We start from the raw sequence: 13,654 nt of genomic DNA, 5'->3' as shown, positions 1-13,654 counted from the left end.
GAATTCGTACCTGGTTAGATCATCTCTTCGCCGCCCTTGGAGCCCAGGACGATTTCACCGGCCTCGGCCATGCGGCGAGCAATGGTAAGGATTTCCTTCTGCGCATTCTCGACATCGCTGACACGCACCGGGCCCTTGGCCTCCAGGTCGTCACGCAGCAGCTCGCCGGCGCGCTTGGACATGTTCTTGAAGACCTTTTCCTTGATGCCGTCGTCGGCGCCCTTGAGCGCCATCACCAGCACGTCGGAGGATACCTCACGCAGCAGCACCTGAATGCCGCGGTCGTCGACTTCGGCGAGGTTGTCGAAGACGAACATCAGGTCTTCGATCTGGCTCGACAGGTCCTCGTCCACATCGCGGATGGCATCCATCAGCTGGCCTTCGATGGAGCTGTCCAGGTAGTTCATGATGTCCGCCGCGCGCTTCACGCCGCCCAGACTGGCGCGGCTGGTGTTGGTACTGCCGGAGAACTGCTTTTCCAGGATCAGGTTCAGTTCTTTCAGCGCAGCCGGCTGCACGGTATTGAGCGAGGACACGCGCAGGACGATGTCCAGGCGCACCTTGTGGTCGAAATGCGAGAGCACCTCGCCAGCCTGGTCCGGGTCGAGATAGGCCACCACGATGGCCTGGATCTGCGGGTGCTCGTAGCGGATCACATCCGCCACCGCACGCGGCTCCATCCATTTCAGGCTGTCCAGACCGCTGGTGTTGCCGCCCAGCAGGATGCGGTCGATCAGGCCGCCGGCCTTGTCCTCGCCGAGCGCCTGGGTAAGCATCTTGCGGATGTAACCGTCGGAGCCGACGCCGAGGCTGGTCTGGTCGCCGACGATCTCGACGAACTCGCTCATTACCTGTTCGATCTGTGCCTTCTGCACGTTGCGCATCTGCGCCATGGCAGTACCGACGCGCTGCACCTCTTTCGGACCGAGGTGACGCAGGACCTGCGCAGCGTCGGTTTCACCCAGCGAGAGCAACAGGATGGCGGCCTTGTCGACCTTGTTGAGCTTGGCTTGAACTCGATTGTCATTCATCGGCGTTGATCCACTCTTTCACCACCTGGGCTACCCGTCCCGGGTCATCGGCCACAAGGTTCTTGATCGCGTTCAGCTGGGCTTCATATCCCTCGCTGGGGCTCGGCAGCAGAATGTTCTGCGGACCGCTCAGGCTGACCCGGTCGCTGGCCAGGCCGGAATCCAGTCCATCATCGTCACCCAGTTCGCCCGGACCGCTGGCAACCTGCAGCTCCTTGCCGCTGGACGGATTGGTGAGGCTCTTGAGCACCGGACGCAGCACACCGAACACCAGCACCAGGATGAACAGCACGCCGAGGACCTGCTTGACCACATCCCAGAACCACGGTTGCGAGTAGAACGGTATCTCTTCGAAGGTCTCACCGGCGCTGTCGGCGACGAACGCGGTGTTGATCACGCTGACGCTATCGCCGCGGCTGGCATCGAAACCCACCGCGTCTTGCACCAGGCGAGTGAAGCGCGCCAGATCATCGGCGTTCCACGGTACGCGAACCATCTCGCCGGCCGCATTGAGCGTCATCTGATCGTCGACCACTACTGCCACCGAGAGCCGGCGCAGGCGACCTTGCTGCTGCTTGGTATAGCTGATCGAGCGATCGAGTTCGTAGTTGCGCGTAGCCTGCTCGCGCTTGTCGGCCGGATAAGGCGCGAGCATCGGCTGACCGGTCACGGGATCCATGACCTGCTGACCATTGGCATCGAGCAGAGGCTGACCAGGAGCCACGGCGCCCGCGGCGGCTGCGGCCTGATTGGCCTGCTCCGGCGCGGTCGCCGGGCCAGGAGGCTGATTGCTCAGGGCGCCCGGCACGCCTTGCGGCGGCAGGCTGCTCTGGCGCTGCTCATTGACGCTCTGCTCGCTGCGCAACGCCGGCTGATCGGGGTTGAAGGTTTCCGAGGTGGATTCGACGGCGCTGAAATCCACGTCCGCGGAGACTTCGGCCTTATAGCGGCCGCTGCCCAGCACTGGCTGCAGAATGTTGTGCACGCGCTGGGTGTAGAGGCCTTCCATGCGGCGGCTGTAGTCGAACTGCTTGCCGGCCATGCTCAGCTCGGTCAGTTCCTGCTGATCGGACAGCAGGTTGCCCTTCTGATCCACCACGGTGATCTGCGATTTGCCCAGTTCCGGCACGCTGGTGGCGACGAGGTTGATGATCGCCATCACCTGGCTCGGCTCCAGCGCGCGGCCTGGGTAAAGCTCCACCAGTACCGAGGCACTGGGCTTGCGCTCGTCGCGAACGAACACCGAGCTCTTCGGGATCGCCAGGTGCACACGGGCGCCCTTGACGTTGTTCAGGCTGGAAATGGTGCGGCCCAATTCGCCCTCGAGACCACGGCGATAACGGGTCGCCTCCATGAACTGGCTGGTACCCAGCCCCTGTTCCTTGTCGAGGATTTCGAAACCGATGTTGCTGTCGGCCGGCGCGATACCCGCACCGGCGAGCTTGAGACGTGCGCGAGCAAGATCATCCGCCTTGACCAGCAGGGCGCCGGAGTTCGGTTCGACGGTATAGGCGATATCCGCAGCGGCGAGGGTTTCCATCACCTGATTGGCATCCATCCCCGCCAGGCTGCCGAGCAGCGGACGATAATCGGGCTGCTGCGACCAGAGCACCACGGCAAAACCGATCGCCACGCTGGCCGCCAGCCCGACCAACAGGCCGACCTGCCGCAGCATGGACATATCCGAAAGGTTTTCCAGAAAGGACAAGCCCAGCAGGGGCTTCCTGACACCCTCGGGAGTAGCCGGCACCGGAACGTTCACCGCTTCAGCCATGATTCAATCCGCCTCACACCGGCATCTGCATGATGTCTTGATAAGCCTGAACCAGTTTGTTGCGCACCTGGGTCATGGCTTGAAAGGAAACGCTTGCCTTCTGGGAGGCGATCATCACTTCGGTCAGGTCGACACCGCCCTGCCCCATCTCGAAGGCAGATGACAGCTGGCTCGAAACCTGCTGGGTTTCGTGCACTTTATTCACCGCCTGGCCAAGCATGTCGGAGAAGCTCGGAGCGCCGACCTCCTGGGTCTTGACCTCCGGCTTGGCGCGCGCCATTGCATCGGTCTGCATGGCCCGCATTTCCAGCATCAAGCGATTGAATTGAACACCCTGACTCATCTAATCCTCCAACAGCCGCGGTTTTTTTGACGCATCGCGGCAGGCAAAGACTAGATAGCAACAAGGGTGCCAGATCGAATACCAGCGGCCAGGCGCGGCGATGACCTGCACTCACGCCCGTCGCAACTGTTACGTCCAATACGCGAGCGGCTGTACCGCGACGCTACCCGAGCACGGCCAATAGGCTTTGTACGATAGCCTGCCGCAGCCGCGCGACGTCATACCTTGCACAAGTAGAAGTCAGCAATGAACGAAATCAGCCGTACCGCCCTGCGCCCCCTCAGTGATAGCTCGCCTTCGACCGTCGTCGCCGGCTTCATCGCCATGCTCACCGGCTATACCAGCTCGCTGGTGCTGATGTTCCAGGCCGGCCAGGCAGCAGGCCTGAGCACGGCGCAGATCTCTTCGTGGATCTGGGCACTGTCGGTCGGCATGGCGATCTGCAGCATCGGCCTGTCGCTGCGCTATCGCACGCCGGTGGTAGTTGCCTGGTCGACGCCCGGCGCGGCCCTGTTGATCACCAGTCTGCCCGGCGTGCCGTACGCCGAAGCCATCGGCGCCTTCATCTTCGCCTCGGCGCTGATTGCCCTGTGCGGCCTGACTGGAAGCTTCGATCGGCTGATGCGGCGAGTACCGGCATCGCTGGCTGCCGCGCTGCTGGCGGGCGTGCTGTTCAATATCGGAAGCGAGATTTTCCGTGCCGTCGAGGTTCAGCCGGTGCTGGTGCTCGGCATGTTCTTCAGCTACCTGCTGGCCAAGCGAATGCAGCCCCGCTACGCCGTGCTCGCTGCGCTGCTGGTCGGCTGCCTGATCGCCGGTATTTCCGGCCTGCTGGACTTCCAGCGCTTCAGCCTGCAGGTCGCGGTGCCGGTGTGGACTACACCGGCGTTTTCCCTCGCGGCGATCTTCAGTATCGGCATCCCGCTGTTCGTCATCGCCATGGCTTCGCAGAACATGCCAGGCCTGGCCGTGCTGCGTGCCGAGGGATATCAGGTGCCGGCTTCGCCACTGATCTCGATCACTGGCATCGCTTCGGTACTGCTGGCGCCGTTCGGCTCCCACGGCATTCATCTAGCGGCGATCACCATGGCCATCTGCGCAGGCCCCGAAGCTCATCCTGACCCGCAAAAACGCTATACCGCTGCTGCCTGGTGCGGGGTGTTCTACGGCATTGCCGGCATCTTCGGCGCAACCCTGGCCGCGCTGTTCGCCGCCTTCCCCGCGGCACTGGTGTTGTCCGTCGCCGCGCTGGCATTGCTCGGCTCGATCGGCTCGGGGCTGACCCAGGCGATGCAGCAGCCCGACGAGCGAGAGGCAGCGCTAATCACCTTCATGGTCACGGCGTCAGGGCTGACGCTGTTCGGCATCGGCGCGGCGCTGTGGGGATTGATCGCAGGTGTAATCACCTTGCTGATTCTGCGCCGTCGTAACTGAGCGGCGCTGAAAGGGGTGCCCGGCCAGACAGCGCCGGGCGCGCCGTCAGATCGCCGTCGCCCCGCCATCTACCGCCAGCGCATGACCGGTAGTGAAGGCGGCTCTGTCGCTGCACAGGTACAGCACCGCGGCGGCAATCTCTTCGACCTTGCCGATGCGCCCGACTGGGTGCATGGCCGCAGCGAACTCCGCCTTGCGCGGGTCGGCCTCGTAGGCACGGCGGAACATGTCGGTGTCGATCACCGCCGGGCATACCGCATTCACGCGAATCTGCTTCTTGGCGTACTCGATCGCTGCCGACTTGGTCAGGCCGATCACCGCATGCTTGGATGCCGCGTAGATGCTCATCTTCGGCGCAGCACCGAGACCCGCAACGGACGCGGTGTTGACGATAGCGCCACCACCCTGCGCCAGCATGACCGGCAGCTGGTGCTTCATGCACAGCCAGACGCCCTTGACGTTGACGCCCATGATCGCGTCGAACTCCGCCTCGCTGCCTTCGGCCAGGCGTCCCTGCTCGATCTCGATGCCGGCATTGTTGAAGGCGTAGTCGAGCCGCCCGTACTGCGCCAGCGTCTGCTCAATGAGCGCCTTGACCTCCGCATCGCGCGTGACGTCGCAGCGCACGGCGATCGCCTGGCCGCCAGCAGCACGAATGCTTTCTGCGCCGTCGCGGATGCCCGCTTCGTCGATGTCCGCCAGCACCACCTTGAGACCCTGCTCGGCGAACGCCTGCGCGGTAGCGCGACCGATACCTGCCGCTGCGCCGGTTACCAGGGCGACCTGCCCGGAGAATGTCATGCTCATGATTGTTCTTCCCGAATAATTCGACTCGCCTTGTGGCCGCGAAATGACCACATAAGGCTTCCCGGTCGAACTTATACCGTTATGCGCTCGCGCATTTAACTGCCGCCACGGTCATATCACCGAACTGGATGCCCATTCATTCCAGCCTGCTGACGTACCTTGCGGCGCGGCGCTGGCCGGGCTAAACCAAACCTTTCGCAAACACGAGGCTTATTTCATGACCCTGCTCAACCAGCAATTCCTGCTAGCCCAGCGGCCGATCGGTGCGCCGACCCGGGAAACCTTCGACTACGTCGAGAAGCCGGTGAGCGAGCCTGGCCCGAATCAGATCCTGGTCAAGGTCGAGTACCTGTCCATCGATCCTGCCATGCGAGGCTGGATGAACGATGCCAAGTCCTATATTCCGCCGGTTGGCATCGGCGAAGTGATGCGCGCACTGGGCGTCGGCAAGGTGATTGCCTCGCAGCACCCGGACTACAAGGAAGGCGACTACGTAAACGGCGCCCTGGGCGTGCAGGCGTACTACCTGGGCGAGCCGAAAGGCTTCTATAAAGTCGACCCACAGCAGGCGCCCTTGCCGCGCTACCTGTCGGCGCTGGGCATGACCGGTATGACCGCCTACTTCGCGCTGCTTTCAGTCGGTCAGCCCAAGGCCGGCGAAACCGTGGTGATATCCGGCGCCGCCGGCGCAGTCGGCAGCATCGCCGGGCAGATCGCCAAGATCAAAGGCTGTCGCGTGGTGGGTATCGCCGGCGGCGCGGACAAGTGCCGCTTCCTCACCGAGAAACTCGGCTTCGACGGCGCCATCGATTACAAGAACGAAGACCTGGCCGCCGGCTTGAAGCGCGAGTGCCCGAAAGGCGTGGACGTGTTCTTCGACAACGTCGGCGGCGACATCCTCGATACCGTGCTGCAACGCATCAGCGTTGGCGCGCGAGTGGTGATCTGCGGGGCCATCAGCCAGTACAACAACAAGGAAGCAGTGAAGGGCCCGTCCAACTACCTGTCGCTGCTGGTCAATCGCGCGCGGATGGAAGGCATGGTGGTGACCGACTACGTCTCGCGCTATCCCGAGGCGATGCGCGACATGGCCGAATGGCTCGCGAGCGGCGAGCTCAAGAGCAAGGAGGACATCATCGAGGGACTGCAGACCTTCCCGGACACGCTGATGAAGCTGTTCACCGGCGGCAACTTCGGCAAGCTGGTGCTCAAGGTCAGCTGAGCGCCTGCCCGCTGCGAAAAAGGCTGAGCCGTGAGGCCCAGCCTTTTTTCGTCATGCCAGTTCGGCGGCCACGGCTGCCAGCGCCTGCGCCGGATCGGCTGCCTGCGCGATCGGCCGACCGATCACCAGATAATCGGAGCCTGCAGCCATGGCCTGGGCCGGCGTCAGGATGCGCCGCTGATCATCCTGGGCACTGCCGGCCGGGCGAATGCCCGGGGTGACCAGCTGCAGCGCCGGGAACTGCGCCTTGAGCGGCACCGCCTCCTGCGCCGAGCAGACCAGCCCATCCAGCCCGGCCTGCGCAGCCAGCCCGGCCAGCCGCAACACCTGCTCCTGCGGCGCGACATCCAGACCGATACCAGCGAGATCGTCCTGCTCCATGCTGGTCAGCACGGTGACGCCGATCAGCAACGGCGAAGGCCCAGACATGCCGGAAAGCGTTTCGCGACAGGCCGCCATCATCCGCAGACCGCCCGAGCAGTGCACGTTGACCATCCACACGCCCAGCTCGGCAGCGGCCTTCACCGCCATCGCGGTGGTGTTGGGAATATCGTGAAACTTGAGGTCGAGAAACACCTCGAAGCCCATTCCCTGCAATGCCTCGACCACCGCCGGACCGCAACGCGTGAAAAGCTCCTTGCCGACCTTGACCCGGCAGAGCCTCGGATCGAGCTGACGCGCCAATGCCAAAGCAGCATCGCGAGAGGGGAAATCGAGCGCTACGATAATCGGAGTCTGGCAGGTCATGACACGTCCTCGGAAAAGTCGGCGCGCATTGTCGCAGAAAACACAGCGCGCGACGAAAGCCTCCCTGAGGGGTCAGAATAGCTATCGCAACGCCGATAGTGACCACCCTGACGCAGCCACGTAGAGTGCGGCTCGTCACTGTCGCCCAACCGCCCGGAGGAAAAACATGCCCTGGTATTTCTGGCTTATTCTGCTCGTCGCGCTGGGCTCGATCGTCGGTAGCCTGCTGATGCTGCGCTCGACGGCAAAGAAGATTCCCCTGACCGAAGAACAGAAAAAACGCATCGCTCAACGCAATGCCGAGGCGGACGCGCAGGACTCCCGCGACCGCTAAAAGTCGATAGAACGCAGTCGCTCGAGCCAGTGGTCCGCGCAATTTACGATGATTTTGCCGAGCGGTAGTGGCACCATGCCGCCATTGCCGCGATCCAATGCAGTGCTGGCAGGAATCCCCTCATGCAAACTCTCCTTCCCGACGATGGCCCGGTAAAACCGGAGGCCGCCTCGATTTTCGCTCGCCGCATTCTTCCTGGCATGGTCGCCCTACTGGTCATCGCCCTCATTGTGGCCGCTGCCGCACTCATCCACATTGCCCGCAGAATCGATCAGGATGCACTGCAGCAAAGCCACTTCCTCGTAGGCAAGGCGCTGCAGGCACAGCACGACTGGATGAATCGCTCCATCGTCGACTATGCGTTCTGGGGCGATGCCTACGTGCATCTCAACAGGCAGGTCGACCTCGACTGGGCTTATACCCAGGCCAATCTCGGCCCATCCTTGTACAAGGATTTCGACTACGAGGTGGTGCTGGTTATCTCTCCGGCAGGCGATACGGCCTATTCCGTAGTTCGCGGCGAACTCCAGACAATCGACGGTTTCGAGTTTCTCCACGGTTTACCGCAACTGCTGGCGCGGGCCCGGGAAGCTGTCGAGGAGGAATCGGGCGTCTCCGCCCTGCTCTGGGCTGACGGTCAGCCGGCGCTGGTCGCCGCAGCCGCGCTGAGCACCGGTGGTACGGATATCGAGGAGGACGAAGGGCCGGCGTCGATTCTGTTGTTCGTCGACCTGCTGGACGCCGAGCGGCTGGCGGAGATCGGTGAGCAGTATTCGATCGAGCATCTGCGCCTGGCTCCAGACTCAACGCCAACCGATGATCCGCGCATCGAGCGGCCTCTGGAGAATGGCTCGACCATCCAGCTCACCTGGACGCCGGCGCAGCCGGGGCGCCTGCTGCTGTGGGTTACCCTGCCAATCCTCGCGGCCGTGGCCCTGGGGCTGGGGCTGCTCGCCTGGTTGCTCATTCGCCATGCCTTGCGCAGCCTGCACTTGCTCGACATCAGCTATGCAAGGCTGGCCGCCAGTCGCAGCGCGCTGGCGGAAAGCGAGGAGCGGTTTCGCGATGTCGCCGAGGCCGCTTCCGATTGGATCTGGGAAACCGACGCGCAAGCTCGGCTGACCTTCCTTTCCAATCGCTTTCGCCAGATCACCGGACACGAATCCAGCCAGTGGCTGGGCCGCCCGTTGCTGGAACTGCTGATCAGCGACAGTGCCGCGCTGCAGAACTGGCTCCAGGCACCACAGGTCGCGCCACTGCGCAGCAGCTATCGTGCCGCCGATGGCTGCGAGCGTTTCTGCCGGCTGGCTGCCCGCGCCATCCATCAGGACGACAAGCTGGTCGGCTATCGCGGCACCGCCAGCGACATCACCGAGGAAACCAAGGCGCAAGCTCGCGTTCAGTACCTCTCTCAGCACGACGCCCTGACCGGCCTGCCCAACCGCAGCCGGCTGCGCGACTACCTAGATCAGAATCTGGCGGCGCTTCGTAGCGGCTCGGCACTGACACTGCTCTACATCGACCTGGACCGCTTCAAACCGGTGAATGACACCCTCGGTCACGCCGCTGGCGACGAAGTACTGATCGGCGTGGCATCCCGCCTGCGCCAACACACCCGCGACGGCGACCTCGTGGCGCGGCTGGGCGGTGACGAGTTCGTCGTCGCGCTCCACCGGATGAGCGAAGACACCGATATCGACCGTCTCTGCAACCGCATCATCGAGGCAATCAGCGCGCCCTTCGTCTACGAGGATCAGCAGATCAATATCGGCGCCAGCATCGGCGTAGCCCTGGCGCCCGACGATGCCAACCAGGCTAACGAACTGCTGCGTTGCGCCGACATTGCGCTCTACCAGGCAAAGGATGCAGGCCGGGGAACCTGGCGTGCCTATGGCCGCGAGATGGATCAGCGGCTGCACGAGCGGCTCCAGCGCGAAGAGGCACTGCGCGTCGCGATTGCCGAGCAGCAGCTGGAGGTCTACTACCAGCCGCGCTACCTGAGCCAGGGCATGCAGATCATCGGCGCCGAGGCACTGGTGCGCTGGAATCACCCCGAGCGCGGGCTGCTACTGCCAGAGCAGTTCATTCCACTGGCCGAAGAAACCGGCCTGATCATTCCACTCGGGCGCTGGGTACTGCATCAGGCCTGCAGCCAGGCGACCCGCTGGCCAGGCGATACGGTCGTCTCGGTCAACCTCTCGCCATTGCAGCTGCATGATGATCGGCTACTCGACGAGATAGCCCAGGCACTCGGCGAGAACGATCTGCCAGGCAAGCGGCTGGAGCTGGAGGTTACCGAAAGTGCACTGCTACGGGAAACACAGGGCACGCTGGACCAGCTCAAGCGAATCAAGGCGCTCGGCGTACACCTGGCCGTGGATGACTTCGGCACGGGCTACTCGTCGCTGACCAGCCTGCGCCACTACCCCTTCGATGTGATAAAGATCGACAACAGCTTCGTCGCCGGTATCGGGCAGTCGATGGAAGATCATTCGATCGTACGCGCCTTGATCGAACTGGGCCGCGGCCTGCAGATGCGCGTGACGGCCGAGGGCGTGGAAACCGAGGAACAGCTACGGCTGCTGAAAGACGACGGCTGCACCGAGGTGCAAGGCTTCCACATGAGCCACCCGATGCCGGCCGATGAACTGCAGCGGCTGCTATCGCAGCTGCCAGCCAGGGACTAAAGCGCAGGGCCGGGGAACGCATGCACCTCAGCGCTTGAATTCGAGGCGAATCTCCGCGCCCTCGATGAGCTCCTCGTCTTCTGCCTCGCCGGAAATCAGCCGGCCGCCGATCTGCATCGATCGCGACGGCCCGCCACCCTCGAAAAGCGGCGGTAACAGCCGCATCGATTCATCACCCGGCCCTGGCGCCAGCTCCTCGACCAGTTCCTCGGGCAAGCGCAGATCGAGTTCCGGCTCGGGCAGTTCGACCTTCGCTGGCGGCGGCGTGGAGCGCTTGGCCGTCGATGGCTGCGGCGCCGGGGCAGGCGCCTCGTCCTCGGGAACGGGTTCGGGCAGGCTGATCTCCACTTCCGGCGGCTCGGCATCGGAGGTTTCTTCGATTGGCGCCAGCTCAATATCGAGATCAGGCGGCACCTCTTCCTGCTCGACGATACTCTCCGGTTCAGAGGGCTGCTCGACCGGCGCGGGCGCACGCGATGAAGTCGATTCGTCGTCCCCGCATCCCCCCAGCAAGGCCAACGACAGCAATAACAACAGCGGCCTTCGCATCCGATCGCTCCTTACAGCGGCAGGTTTGGGGCGCTACTGGACATCCCGGCACAGTTCCGAAGCCAGCTGCCCGAGTGTCCGCAGCGCCCGCTCGGTCTCGTTATTCCAGGGCAGCCCACAGTTGAGACGAATGCAGTGGTTGAATTGTTCAGTGTTGCTGAAGATCAGTCCCGGCGCGATGCTGATCCCCCGCTCCAGCGCCCTGACGTGCAGGTCCTGGGTATTGACCCGCACCGGCAGGCTGACCCAGAGGATGAAGTTGCCCTTGGGGCGCGTCATCTGTGTGCCTTCCGGGAAGTAGCGCTGTACCGCCAGCTGAAACGCGCTGAGATTCTTGCGGTACTCCTGGCGGATGGCACGCAGGTGTCGATCGTAACCCCCGTTCTCCAGATAAGCCGCCACACCCATCTGAGTGACGCTGCACGCCGAATGGGTGCTGAAGGTCTGCAGGCGCTCGATCTCGGCCTGATGGCGCCCGGCGATGACCCAACCGATCCGCACCCCCGGCGAAAGCGTCTTGGAAAAGCTGGAACAGTAGATGACACGGCCGTCCCGATCATTGGACTTGAGCGCCTTGTACTGGCCCTGGTCGAACATCAGTTCGCCATAGATATCGTCCTCGACGATCTGGATGTCGAAACGTGCCGCCAGGCTCAGCAGCTGCTTCTGGCGGTGGTCAGGCATGCTCACGCCCAGCGGATTGCTCAGGCGCGCGGTCAGTACCAGCGCCTTGATCGGCCACTGCCCTGCTGCAAGCTGCAGCGCCTCAAGGCTCATTCCGGTATCCGGGTCGCTGGGTATCTCGATGACCTTCAGACCGAGCAGATCGGCCAGTTGCAGCAAGCCGTAATAGGTCGGCGACTCGGCGGCGATAAGATCGCCCGGCTTGGTCAGGACCCGTAGTGACATCTGCAACGCGTCAACGCAGCCATGGGTGATGACGATTTCGCTCGAATCCACCACCACACCGGCATCGCGCATGCGAATCGCCACCTGGCGGCGCAGAGGCTCGTAGCCCGGGCTGAACATGTAGCTGAATGCCCGAGGGCTGTGAAACCGCGTGACCTTCGCCAACTGCTGGTGCAACGCCCGCACCGGCAGATAATCCACATGCGGCACGGCCGCGCCCAGCGGAATCAGCCCCTCACGGCGCGACTCGCTGAGCACCTGATTGATGATGCTGCTGCGGGTGACCAGTTTCGGCCGCTCGACCTGGGCAATATCCGGCGTCGGCGCAGTGAGTACGGGCGTCTGGTGGACGTAGAAGCCGGACTGCGGGCGCGCACGGATCATGCCCTGATCTTCGAGATTGGCGTACGCCTGCAACACCGTGGCGTGGCTGACGCTCAGCTGTCGGCTCATCTTGCGTACCGACGGCACGCGCTCACCGGGGCGATATACGCCGCGCCGAATATCTTCGGCAAGCTGCTGGGCAATGCGCTGATAGAGCAACAGATTGGTCATCTCGCCGGTCTCCTGCCAACTGAACCGTAACAGTAGCGCACTGCTGGAGACCCAGACCAATACAGTTAGGTCACGTCTAGGCGAAACAGTCTGTTCAGATGGCCGCGCGACTAACGGTCGGGACCGAGATTGCCTTCCGCGTCGGAGAACAGGATCTCAACGCGACGGTTCTGCGCGCGACCGCGGGCCGAGGCGTTCTCGGCCAACGGAAAGCGCTCACCATAGCCGCGCACCTCTACCCGCTCGGCAGCGACGCCAAGATTGATCAGCAGATCCGCCACCGTTTGCGCCCGCGCCTGCGACAGCGCGAGATTCTCCTGGGCATCGCCGCGGCTGTCGCTATACCCCTCGATGCGAATCTTGCGCTGCGGATTGAGCTGGAGGAAATGCACCAGCTTGAGCAAGGTGCGATTGGCCGTGTGGCTGAGCTCGGCACTGCCGGCACGAAACAGCACGTCGCCAAGCGTCATGACCATGCCGCGATCGGTTTCGCTGGCAGCCAGGCTCATCATCTGGTCTTCCAGCCAGCGACCCTGTTGCTCGGCGGTCATCAACCTGGCGTCCTGCAGCATGCGCCGCAACCGGTCGCGCTCCATCTCCAGGCGCGCGACCTGTTCCTGATGCTGCAGAAGCTCACCCTGCCTCGCGGCGATTTCGCTGTAACGCTGACTCAGGTAGGCGTAATGCCGGGCGTCGGCGGCGCCCCCCCAGTACTGGTTGAAACGCTCGGCGCGTTGCTGCGTTTCGAGTGCACGCTGAACATCCTTCGGCGCGCTGCGCTGGACCATGCTGTCCGCCTGAATGCGTTGCAGCGCGGCAGATGCGCGTTTCAATTCGAGCTCGGTCTGCGACGTCGAGCAACCAGCCAGTATCAGCCCAGCCAGGGCTATCGCGAACGCACTTCTCACCTGGCCTCCCCCAGCAACTGCCGTAGCCGCTGAATGCGACGATTCAGATCGTCGATCTGGGCCTCGCGCTTGTCCTTCAGAACCCTGCTCTCCGCCAGACGCGCATCCAGCTCTGCCTGCTCGGCCAACAGCCGAGCTTCGCGATTATCACCCGCCTCGAGTGCCGCCTGGGCCTTGCTCAACTTGCTTTCGGCCAGCACGAGTTCCTCGTACGCATCGGTTGCGCCTACGGATCGCGCCTGGGCTACGGCCTGTGCGGTCAAACGCAATTGTTCTGTCGGAACAGGGTCACTGGCACAGCCAGTCAGGAAAACCAGGACCAGAAATGGGCTGGCGAGAAGTCGTTTCAACACG

General features: G+C 63.4%; 13 protein-coding genes. 4 read left to right on the top strand and 9 right to left on the bottom strand.

Annotated elements, in window-relative coordinates:
- Positions 1–14: 14 nt before the first annotated feature.
- The 3 genes from fliG to fliE are packed head-to-tail and all read right to left on the bottom strand — an operon-like array spanning position 15 to position 3,148.
- The gene (gene fliG / locus RT582_RS03940) at positions 15–1,031 is read right to left on the bottom strand and encodes a flagellar motor switch protein FliG (protein WP_014820867.1); all 1,017 of its coding nucleotides are present in this window, start codon (positions 1,029–1,031) and stop codon (positions 15–17) included.
- Positions 1,024–2,805, bottom strand: coding sequence for a flagellar basal-body MS-ring/collar protein FliF (gene fliF, locus RT582_RS03935; protein ID WP_102832869.1), 1,782 nt, complete (start codon positions 2,803–2,805; stop codon positions 1,024–1,026). The genes fliG and fliF overlap by 8 nt, the downstream gene beginning before the upstream one ends.
- A gap of 13 nt (positions 2,806–2,818) precedes the next feature.
- Positions 2,819–3,148: a flagellar hook-basal body complex protein FliE gene (fliE, locus tag RT582_RS03930; protein WP_003299599.1), complete on the bottom strand. Its 330-nt coding sequence runs from the start codon at positions 3,146–3,148 to the stop codon at positions 2,819–2,821.
- A 246-nt stretch (positions 3,149–3,394) separates the two neighbouring features.
- Between fliE and RT582_RS03925 the strand changes: the two genes are divergently transcribed.
- Positions 3,395–4,582, top strand: coding sequence for a benzoate/H(+) symporter BenE family transporter (locus RT582_RS03925; RefSeq protein WP_102832870.1), 1,188 nt, complete (start codon positions 3,395–3,397; stop codon positions 4,580–4,582).
- 45 nt (positions 4,583–4,627) lie between these two features.
- Here RT582_RS03925 and RT582_RS03920 read toward each other — a convergent pair whose 3' ends face one another.
- On the bottom strand, positions 4,628–5,389 hold the full coding sequence (locus RT582_RS03920) for an SDR family oxidoreductase (protein ID WP_102832871.1): 762 nt from the start codon (positions 5,387–5,389) through the stop codon (positions 4,628–4,630).
- A 217-nt stretch (positions 5,390–5,606) separates the two neighbouring features.
- On the opposite strand from RT582_RS03920, the gene RT582_RS03915 reads away from it, so the two are divergent.
- A complete protein-coding gene (locus RT582_RS03915; RefSeq protein WP_102832872.1) occupies positions 5,607–6,611 on the top strand; it encodes an NADP-dependent oxidoreductase in 1,005 nt (334 codons plus the stop codon).
- A gap of 51 nt (positions 6,612–6,662) precedes the next feature.
- On the opposite strand, the gene pyrF is transcribed toward RT582_RS03915, so the two are convergent.
- On the bottom strand, positions 6,663–7,358 hold the full coding sequence (gene pyrF / locus RT582_RS03910; RefSeq protein ID WP_102832873.1) for an orotidine-5'-phosphate decarboxylase: 696 nt from the start codon (positions 7,356–7,358) through the stop codon (positions 6,663–6,665).
- Positions 7,359–7,524: 166 nt separating this feature from the next.
- Here pyrF and RT582_RS03905 point away from each other — a divergent pair, with 166 nt between their 5' ends.
- Both RT582_RS03905 and RT582_RS03900 read left to right on the top strand, forming a co-directional pair.
- Entirely contained in the window at positions 7,525–7,692 is a 168-nt protein-coding gene (locus RT582_RS03905) for a DUF2897 family protein (protein WP_014820873.1), read from the top strand.
- 122 nt (positions 7,693–7,814) lie between these two features.
- Positions 7,815–10,379 (top strand): bifunctional diguanylate cyclase/phosphodiesterase, encoded by a 2,565-nt coding sequence (locus RT582_RS03900; protein WP_102832874.1) that lies wholly within the window; start codon positions 7,815–7,817, stop codon positions 10,377–10,379.
- A 27-nt stretch (positions 10,380–10,406) separates the two neighbouring features.
- Here the strand turns inward: RT582_RS03900 and RT582_RS03895 are convergent, their stop codons facing one another.
- The 4 genes from RT582_RS03895 to RT582_RS03880 form a co-directional block, all read right to left on the bottom strand.
- On the bottom strand, positions 10,407–10,928 hold the full coding sequence (locus RT582_RS03895) for a hypothetical protein (RefSeq protein WP_014820875.1): 522 nt from the start codon (positions 10,926–10,928) through the stop codon (positions 10,407–10,409).
- A 33-nt stretch (positions 10,929–10,961) separates the two neighbouring features.
- A complete protein-coding gene (locus RT582_RS03890) occupies positions 10,962–12,392 on the bottom strand; it encodes an aminotransferase-like domain-containing protein (RefSeq protein WP_102832875.1) in 1,431 nt (476 codons plus the stop codon).
- Positions 12,393–12,502: 110 nt separating this feature from the next.
- A complete protein-coding gene (locus tag RT582_RS03885) occupies positions 12,503–13,300 on the bottom strand; it encodes an OmpA family protein (protein ID WP_102832876.1) in 798 nt (265 codons plus the stop codon).
- Positions 13,297–13,650 carry a DUF4398 domain-containing protein gene (locus tag RT582_RS03880; protein WP_102832877.1) on the bottom strand — a complete coding sequence of 118 codons (354 nt, stop codon included), beginning with the start codon at positions 13,648–13,650 and terminating at the stop codon, positions 13,297–13,299. Before RT582_RS03880 ends, RT582_RS03885 begins: the two co-directional genes overlap by 4 nt.
- Positions 13,651–13,654: the final 4 nt, after the last annotated feature.

This window comes from Stutzerimonas kunmingensis, from assembly GCF_032106285.1.
GTDB lineage: Bacteria > Pseudomonadota > Gammaproteobacteria > Pseudomonadales > Pseudomonadaceae > Stutzerimonas > Stutzerimonas kunmingensis_B.
Note: the sequence above shows the minus strand (reverse complement) of the source record. Positions and strands in the feature narration are given on the sequence as shown.

What these genes read in the sequence shown, in the direction of transcription:
- fliG (WP_014820867.1), bottom strand. Translation starts at nt 1,031, where the DNA reads ATGAATGACAATCGAGTTCAAGCCAAGCTCAACAAGGTCGACAAGGCC.
- RT582_RS03895 (WP_014820875.1), bottom strand. Translation starts at nt 10,928, where the DNA reads ATGCGAAGGCCGCTGTTGTTATTGCTGTCGTTGGCCTTGCTGGGGGGA.
- RT582_RS03905 (WP_014820873.1), top strand. Translation starts at nt 7,525, where the DNA reads ATGCCCTGGTATTTCTGGCTTATTCTGCTCGTCGCGCTGGGCTCGATC.
- RT582_RS03900 (WP_102832874.1), top strand. Translation starts at nt 7,815, where the DNA reads ATGCAAACTCTCCTTCCCGACGATGGCCCGGTAAAACCGGAGGCCGCC.
- pyrF (WP_102832873.1), bottom strand. Translation starts at nt 7,358, where the DNA reads ATGACCTGCCAGACTCCGATTATCGTAGCGCTCGATTTCCCCTCTCGC.
- fliE (WP_003299599.1), bottom strand. Translation starts at nt 3,148, where the DNA reads ATGAGTCAGGGTGTTCAATTCAATCGCTTGATGCTGGAAATGCGGGCC.
- RT582_RS03890 (WP_102832875.1), bottom strand. Translation starts at nt 12,392, where the DNA reads ATGACCAATCTGTTGCTCTATCAGCGCATTGCCCAGCAGCTTGCCGAA.
- fliF (WP_102832869.1), bottom strand. Translation starts at nt 2,805, where the DNA reads ATGGCTGAAGCGGTGAACGTTCCGGTGCCGGCTACTCCCGAGGGTGTC.
- RT582_RS03915 (WP_102832872.1), top strand. Translation starts at nt 5,607, where the DNA reads ATGACCCTGCTCAACCAGCAATTCCTGCTAGCCCAGCGGCCGATCGGT.
- RT582_RS03925 (WP_102832870.1), top strand. Translation starts at nt 3,395, where the DNA reads ATGAACGAAATCAGCCGTACCGCCCTGCGCCCCCTCAGTGATAGCTCG.
- RT582_RS03920 (WP_102832871.1), bottom strand. Translation starts at nt 5,389, where the DNA reads ATGAGCATGACATTCTCCGGGCAGGTCGCCCTGGTAACCGGCGCAGCG.